Genomic DNA, 5,909 nt, shown 5'->3' with positions numbered 1-5,909 from the left:
AGTATGCACAGCGAGGAGTCAAGCAGCTTAACTTGCTTTTCTCTCCCGAGTTTCTTCGCGAGAGCAAGGCACTTTACGATAATCTCTATCCCAGCCGCATCATTGTAGGCTCTCCTAAGATGATGAATGGTAACCAGTTTGGTACAGAGAACGAGGCTATTCAAGCAGTTGCTGATGTCTCCATGCTTGAACAAGCTGCCAAAACGTTTGCTGCTTTGCTACAAGAGGGAGCTATCAAAGAAGCTATCCCGACTCTTTTTATGGGTATCAAAGAGGCAGAAGCGGTGAAGCTCTTCGCCAATACTTATCTCGCCCTTCGTGTTAGCTACTTTAATGAACTTGACACATACGCTGAAGTAAAAGGATTGGATGCCCAATCCATCATAGAGGGTGTGGGACTCGATCCGCGCATCGGTACCCATTACAACAATCCCAGTTTCGGTTATGGTGGTTATTGCCTGCCTAAAGATACCAAACAGTTGCTTGCTAACTATACTGATGTTCCCCAGAATATGATGTCGGCCATTGTAGAGAGCAACCGTACCCGCAAGGATTTCATTGCCGACCAGGTATTGCGGAAAACAAGTTATTACACCGCATCCAGCCAGTGGGACGCACAGAAAGAACAACAAATTGTAATAGGCGTATTTCGCCTCACGATGAAATCAAACTCCGACAATTTCCGACAGTCGTCTATACAAGGTGTGATGAAACGCATCAAGGCCAAGGGGGCTCAGATCATTATTTATGAACCTACGCTGGAAGACAGTACATCATTCTTTGGCAGTATGGTGGTTAATGACCTGGTCAAGTTCAAAGGGATGAGCGATGCCATCATTGCCAACCGTTATGATGTTTGCCTGGATGATGTGAAGGGGAAGGTATTTACACGTGATATTTTCCGTAGAGATTAGCCATTTTCCAGATAATATTAGTTACTTAAGCGCACTGACACTTTAATCAAAGGAAACTTTTACTTGATTGGCGAATTATATTAATTGTCGCTTCGTGACTACTGATTTGATGTGGTGGTTAATTTGGTAGCTTAAACTGATATACTCTATATTTGATATTTCTATTGGAATAATATTGTTGACTTTAAAAACAGTATTTGTGTTCTGTTCGATTTAAAATAAGGTAATCAAACAATCTTGATAAGGGTAAAACGATCGCAATGTGAGGTTTGCATATAAGTCAAAAATAGAGATATGCGTGAAGTTCCAGTTTTGGTATTGATAAGATTATTGAAGCATTAGCAAATCGAAATATTGGAACGTGGTCAATGCATAGGTGATAAGATAGTGTATTGTAAGAATATGTGTATAAAACTACCTCTTGATGTAGTTCCCCTTTCTTTTTGTTGCTGAATGGAAAGAGTTTAAAATGTCTAGCATTGAGGTCTTCAAATGGAGGATAATGAAAGAAAAATAGTTATAGATGATCGAGATTTATGATACTAAAGGAATTAAGGACAACGAATTTGACAACTATGAACTAGAGTGGATTATATATTAAGTATCCCCCAAAAAGCATGTGCTAAATTTTGAGAAGAAAAATGGCAGTTAATCAACTAAAAGCTGGAGCAATACTAAATTATGTAATTCTATGTCTAAATGCTCTGGTTGGAATCGCATATACTCCATATATGCTACGTATGCTTGGTCAAAATGAATATGGGTTATATTCACTTGCGGCATCTTTAATTGCATATTTATCCATGTTAGATTTAGGCTTTGGAAACGCAGTTATTCGATATACGGCCAAGTTTCGAGCAGAAGGTAAAATGAACGAACAGTATTCTATGTTTGGAATGTTCACGGTTCTTTATAGTGTGATTGGCATAATGGCTTTGGGTGTAGGGTTGTTGTTATATTTTAATGTATCTAATATTTTTGGAAAAACATTAACTGCTGTTGAAATAGAAGAGTCTCGAACAATAATATTGTTGATGGTGCTAAATCTAGCAGTAACATTTCCGCTTAGTATATATGGAGCAATAATAACTGCATATGAGGACTTTATATTCTTGAGGATAGTACAAATATTTAGAATATGTATAAATACGATAGTTATGATTTATTTGTTAAGTATAGGATACAAAGCAATTGCAATGGTTGTTGTTGTCACCATTTGTAACATAATTGTCTTACTGTTGAATGTCTTTTATTGTAAGTATCGAATTAAGATAAAAATTGTTTTTGGCAAGATAAATAGATCCTTTTTGAAAGAAGTAGCAATATATTCTTTTTGGATTTTTTTGAATGTAATAATGGATAGGATATATTGGAATACTGGGCAATTTGTGCTTGGCGCTTTAGTCGGAACCCTAGCCGTAGCCGTGTTCTCTGTCGCTATTCAGTTGCAGGGAATGTATATGATGTTCTCTACAGCTATATCAGGTGTGTTCCTGCCTAAAGTAATGGCTATGGTTGCTAAAAGCAATAATGAGAAAGAAATTTCTGATTTATTTTTGCGTACAGGAAGAATCCAATATACTATTTTAGCGTTTATTCTATCTGGCTTTGTTGTATTTGGGCGGCAATTCATTTCTTTTTGGGCTGGAGAATCATATGCTGATGCCTATTATATAGCTTTGTTATTCTTTGTTCCTTTGACGGTTCCATTAATACAAAATATAGGAATAACAATCCTTCAAGCAAGAAATCAAATGAAATTTAGGTCAATGATTTATATAATCATAGCATTAGGCAGTTTTGTTTTACAAATTCCATTAACGAAATATTTTGGAGGTATAGGGTGTGCTTCTGCAATATCTGGAGCATTAATCGTAGGACAAATACTTATTATGAATATTTATTATCAGCGTAAACAAGGAATAGACATTAAGAGATTTTGGATAGAAATATCAAAAATGAGTATGATTCCTATCATTATTTGCTCCGTTTCAATAATTATATTGAGATTTTTCCCTATTGAGACTCTTTCACAATTTGTCATAGGGATAATGATATTCTCAGTAGTTTATATTCCACTATTTTGTAAGTTTGGGATGAATAGAAATGAGAGAAAATTAATGTTGTCTCCGTTAATGAAACTTTTTATAAAAAATGATTTTTATCACCGATAAATATAACTGCTGTGGTTGTACAGCTTGTGCTGCACTTTGTCCTAAACAATGTATTGCTATGCATGAAGATGAAAAAGGGTTTCTCTATCCTCATGTTGACACTTCAAAATGCATCGATTGTAAGTTATGTGAAATGGCTTGTCCTGTGATTAATCAGGCTGAACCTCGAAAGCCACTAAAGGTCTTTGCAGCAAAGAATACAAATGAGAAAGTAAGATTAAAGAGTTCGTCCGGTGGGATCTTTTCGATGATTGCAGAACGGATAATTAACAACGGTGGAGTGGTTTTTGGTGCTCGATTTAATGAACAATGGGAAGTCGTCCATGATTTCACCGATACTATTGAGGGTCTTGAAACTTTTAGAGGTTCAAAATATGTTCAATCACGAATAGGTAATAATTTTAAAAAAGCTGAATTGTTTTTGAAAAATGGTAGAGAAGTGCTTTTTACAGGAACGCCATGTCAAATAGCAGGTTTACAAAGATTTTTGCGAAAAGATTACCCCAATTTACTTACTATTGATGTGATTTGTCATGGAGTGCCAAGCCCACTCGTCTGGAGAGATTATCTTAAACATATACTTTGCCCGAGGGACAGAATTAGAAAAAATACGGTTTCGTTATCTCTAAATGAAATACCGAATTTATCCGGTATCTCATTTAGAGATAAAATGGCAGGTTGGAAAAAATACAGTTTCATCATTCGTACAAAGTCTGTTTTTAGGTCAGACAGAAATTCGGTTTTACCATCTAAAGATAATATTTTGTGTCATGATGTTCTTTAACAAAACGTCTTTTTAAGAGGTTTTTTACAAAATTTATATCTAAGATCATCGTGCTACAAATGTCCTTCTAGAAATTTTAAATCTAATTCTGACTTTCTCCTTGGTGATTTTTGGAATATAGATAGTATAAATAGAGAAATTAATGACGATAAAGGTGTAAGTTTAGTTTTTGCATTATCATTCAAGGCTTTATCTTTTATAAAAGAAATGGAAGGGTTTATCCCTATAGCTGAACATTTTTTTACTCCTATATATAATAGTAATAAAAATATTTTTGTTGACGAAATTGAAAGTAGCAATAGTAAGATTTTTTGGAAAGAATATTTGGAGGATAAAATGGAATTGACTAAGTGTATTAAGAAAAATACCCATTATTCGAAGATGCAGAAACTTAAAGATAATATCTTTTTACATCTAATAAATTTTCATTTAGATTACTTAATTATGTTATGGAGAAAAAGAAAATAGGTATAATAACATTACCTTTTGAGCCTAATTATGGATGGATTCTACAATTGTGGGCTTTAAATCATTTTTTGTGTGCAAATGGGTATGACACAGAACTTCTTGACAGACGATGGAATGAAGAAAAAACTAAATTTGGCAAGAATTTTATTCGATGGATTTATTATAATATTTGTTGCCGCGACTTTAATAGGTTCTTAAACAATCATCTATGTCGGAGCGAAATATTTAGGTTGAGCTCTAAATTGAGCAACTATATAAATAGTAATAAATTTGAAGCTGTGGTGTTTGGAAGCGATCAGATTTGGAGAATTGAAAATGTTAGACAGGCGGATCTTGATTTCTTTGGTGGTTGTGTGCAAAACTCATCGGTTAAGTTAATAGCATATTCTGCATCATTTGGCACTGATAATTGGAAAGGTACAAAAGAAGATACTTTATTAGTTTCTAAATTGCTTCAAGGGTTTTCTTCTGTTTCTGTGAGAGAAGATTCTGGGGTTGAAATGTGCAATAGAATTTTTCAAATAAATGCAAGATTAACTGTTGATCCAACATTGTTACTAAAGAAATCCGATTATGACATATTAGTAAATACAAAAAAAGGTAGTGATAAAATTGTGACATATGTATTAGACTCAAATCCTAAAAAGGATTTGCTAATAAATAGAATTTGTGATTACTTACATAGTGAAAGGTTTGAACTTTATGTAAGGGGGAAATCTAAATTTCATTTATATAAACCTATATCAACTTGGATCAGCTCAATAAAAAACGCAAAATTTGTAGTTGTTGATTCTTTTCATGGGATGGTGTTTTCTATTATTTTTCATAAACAATTTCTTGTTATTTGTAATGAGAATAGAGGTAAAACGCGTTTCACTTCTTTATTATCGTTGTTACATTTAGAGAATCGATTAGTTACTGAAAATTATATTTTTGATCCCGATTTTTTTGATTCTTATATTGATTATTCAAATGTTGAGAAAACGTTGACTGAATTGCGCTCCCAATCAGTTGATTATCTGCTCAAATCGCTGTCTCAAAAATAGTATGTTATCATAATTATGAAATTTGTGCGATATTTTTTGTCTATTTATCGGAAAATTCAATATCATATATATAAGAGAGAGAAATGTGGAATAATGCCAAGCGGCGTAGAATGTATTCATGAGCCTTTTGAAGATGATATAAATCATGGCGATGTTGTACATCCTTGTGTAAGGTATGTTCCTGAAGGTTATCTTGGTCATAAGTGGTGGATGGTCTATACGCCTTATTATGCTGCTAACGACAAGACAGAGAATCCAATACTCTGTTATGGAGACAATGGGACGAACAACCCTCCTACACACTGGATAGTAGCTTATCAGGTGCAAGGACAGCCAGCAAAAGGTTACAACTCTGATCCTACACTATTCTATGACAATGGGAAAATGTATGTTATGTGGCGAGAGAATATGACAGAAAGATGCGATAAAGCGGGATATATTCGTGCTACTTTTGGAGCAGAAGTCCTTAAAGACGGTATAGGAGACGTGTTCGGACCTCTTGTAGGAACAAAGGATGTAGAAG

Annotated in this window: 5 protein-coding genes; all 5 read left to right on the top strand. The window is 34.2% G+C overall.

Going from position 1 to position 5,909, the window contains the following annotated elements:
- A partial coding sequence (locus ACLUJM_RS12510; protein ID WP_412412945.1) for a UDP binding domain-containing protein occupies positions 1-914 on the top strand: 914 nt, incomplete at its 5' end.
- A gap of 641 nt (positions 915-1,555) precedes the next feature.
- The gene (locus ACLUJM_RS12505) at positions 1,556-3,088 is read left to right on the top strand and encodes an oligosaccharide flippase family protein (RefSeq protein ID WP_217737700.1); all 1,533 of its coding nucleotides are present in this window, start codon (positions 1,556-1,558) and stop codon (positions 3,086-3,088) included.
- Complete coding sequence (locus ACLUJM_RS12500) at positions 3,069-3,872, top strand: Coenzyme F420 hydrogenase/dehydrogenase, beta subunit C-terminal domain (protein WP_412412944.1); 804 nt, start codon at positions 3,069-3,071, stop codon at positions 3,870-3,872. Before ACLUJM_RS12505 ends, ACLUJM_RS12500 begins: the two co-directional genes overlap by 20 nt.
- Before the next feature lie 449 nt (positions 3,873-4,321).
- Positions 4,322-5,386: a polysaccharide pyruvyl transferase family protein gene (locus tag ACLUJM_RS12495; RefSeq protein ID WP_217737698.1), complete on the top strand. Its 1,065-nt coding sequence runs from the start codon at positions 4,322-4,324 to the stop codon at positions 5,384-5,386.
- A gap of 93 nt (positions 5,387-5,479) precedes the next feature.
- A partial coding sequence (locus ACLUJM_RS12490; RefSeq protein ID WP_412412943.1) for a hypothetical protein occupies positions 5,480-5,909 on the top strand: 430 nt, incomplete at its 3' end.

Source organism: Finegoldia sp. (assembly GCF_046991905.1).
Lineage (GTDB): Bacteria > Bacillota > Clostridia > Tissierellales > Peptoniphilaceae > Finegoldia.
The sequence above is the reverse complement of the archived record's forward strand: the minus strand, read 5'-3'. Positions and strand labels throughout refer to the sequence as shown.

Bases quoted from the DNA above. Each gene is read 5' to 3' on its own strand.
- ACLUJM_RS12505 (WP_217737700.1), top strand. From the start codon at position 1,556: ATGGCAGTTAATCAACTAAAAGCTGGAGCAATACTAAATTATGTAATT.
- ACLUJM_RS12500 (WP_412412944.1), top strand. From the start codon at position 3,069: ATGATTTTTATCACCGATAAATATAACTGCTGTGGTTGTACAGCTTGT.
- ACLUJM_RS12495 (WP_217737698.1), top strand. From the start codon at position 4,322: ATGGAGAAAAAGAAAATAGGTATAATAACATTACCTTTTGAGCCTAAT.